This is a genomic window from Micromonospora maritima, assembly GCF_902825405.1.
GTDB classification, from domain to species: domain Bacteria; phylum Actinomycetota; class Actinomycetes; order Mycobacteriales; family Micromonosporaceae; genus Micromonospora; species Micromonospora maritima.
On sequence record NZ_CADEAU010000801.1, the window covers coordinates 1 to 1,600 of the forward strand.

Below are 1,600 nucleotides of genomic sequence, written 5' to 3' on the forward strand. Positions count from 1 at the left end.
GTGGTTACGGCTACGGCGACGCGCCGACCGGTGGCTACGACGCCCCGGCCGGCGGTTACGACAACGCGGCGGCCGGCGGATACGAGGGTGGCCGGGCCGCCGGCGGTTACGGTGACGCGCCGGCCGGTGGCTACGGGGACGCCCCGACCGGCGGCTACGGCGACAACCCGGGTGGCGGCTACGACGGCCGGCAGCAGGGCGGCTACGAGAGCGGCCCGGCCGGTGGCGGTTACGGCTCCGGCTACGACGGCGGTCACCAGCAGGGCGGCTACGACCAGCGCGGCGGCTACGGCGACGGCTACGGCCAGCAGGGCGGCTACGGTCAGGAGCCGCCGCAGCAGCGCGGCGGCGGCTACGACAACCAGGGCGGCTACCACAACGACCCGGCCCAGGCCGGTCGCGCCCGCCCGGACGGCGCGTCGGAGCGCGGCGGTCGACGCCTCGACTGGCTGGACGACTGACCCCGCACCCCCACGACCGAAGTGGCCGCCTGCTCCGCGGGCGGCCACTGTCGTCTCAGTCCCCCGCGTCCGCCACTTCATCGATCTTGGAGTTGTGGCACCTACCAAAGCGGCGCTTACCCGGCATCCTGGGTGCCACAACTCCAAGATCGGCGGAACCGGGCTGGCGGGCTTGCGGGGGCGGGGCGGGGTCAGGCGGGGGTGAAGGAGTTCTGGCGGAGGATCGGCACGACGTCGGAGACGCCGACCTCGGTGGCGATCGCGACGTCCGCGGCGAAGCCGCCCTCGGCGAGTTCCCGGCCGGACACGCAGCCCCGGACCGCCGCCGGCACGTCCGGCGTGCTGGCCAGCGCGGCCAGCGCCATCGCCGCCTCCACCGACAGTCCGCCGGGCACCCCGGCCAGTGCGTCCAGCACGCAGGCCGCCCCGAGTTGGTCCTCCACGCACGGGCGCAGTGACCCGTCGGGCCAGCGTTCCCCGGCGGCCACCACGCCGATCGGGGCGTCGTTCGTGCCGTACCCCTGATCGCGGAGCCATCGCCCGACGGCGCGTGCGTTGCGCAGGCACGCCGCGACCACCGGGACGCCGGTGGCGCTCGCCGCGGCGCTGATCGCCGAGCCGTTGGGCGACGGCAGCACCAGGTCGGCGACGACCGGCGCGGTGCGCAGCGCCGCCGGGGAGAGCGACCACGGATGCTCCGGGGTCGTCTTCCGGCGGCCCACGGCGGCGACCGCACCGACCCGGCGGGCGTACTCGGCGGCCTGCTCGCCCCAGGGGAACGGGTGCACCCGCATGCCGCGGCTGACCGCCACCTCCACGGTGGTGGTGAACGAGAGCACGTCCACCACCACCAGGGCGGCGCAGACCCGGCCGAGTTCCGCGGCCCCGGTCAGTCCCCAGTCGAACCGGGCACCGGCGCCGGGTTGGGCGAAGACCGCCAAGGCCAGGGCCTCAGCGCTGATCCGGCGCGGATCGCTGGCCCGGCTCATCGGAAGCCGTGTCGGTGCCGTCCGGCGCGGTCGTCCCGGCGGTGCCGCCCGGGCCGTCCGCCGACGTGCGGTCGCCCTCGACCGTCGACGTGCGGTCGCCCGACGGAGACGCGGCGGCCACCGTCGACCCGCCGTCCGCCCGAGACGCGG

Annotated in this window: 1 protein-coding gene and 1 pseudogene; one reads left to right on the forward strand and one right to left on the reverse strand. The window is 76.6% G+C overall.

The features are described 5' to 3' along the window. A pseudogene (locus tag HUW36_RS32415) lies at positions 1-461 on the forward strand (carboxypeptidase regulatory-like domain-containing protein); the annotation flags it as partial. Positions 462-652: 191 nt separating this feature from the next. Here the strand turns inward: HUW36_RS32415 and HUW36_RS32420 are convergent. Next, on the reverse strand, positions 653-1,450 hold the full coding sequence (locus HUW36_RS32420) for a 2-phosphosulfolactate phosphatase (RefSeq protein WP_174531530.1): 798 nt from the start codon (positions 1,448-1,450) through the stop codon (positions 653-655). Positions 1,451-1,600 lie beyond the last annotated feature (150 nt).

Coding starts and splice junctions, on each gene's coding strand:
- HUW36_RS32420 (WP_174531530.1), bottom strand. CDS start 1,450: ATGAGCCGGGCCAGCGATCCGCGCCGGATCAGCGCTGAGGCCCTGGCC.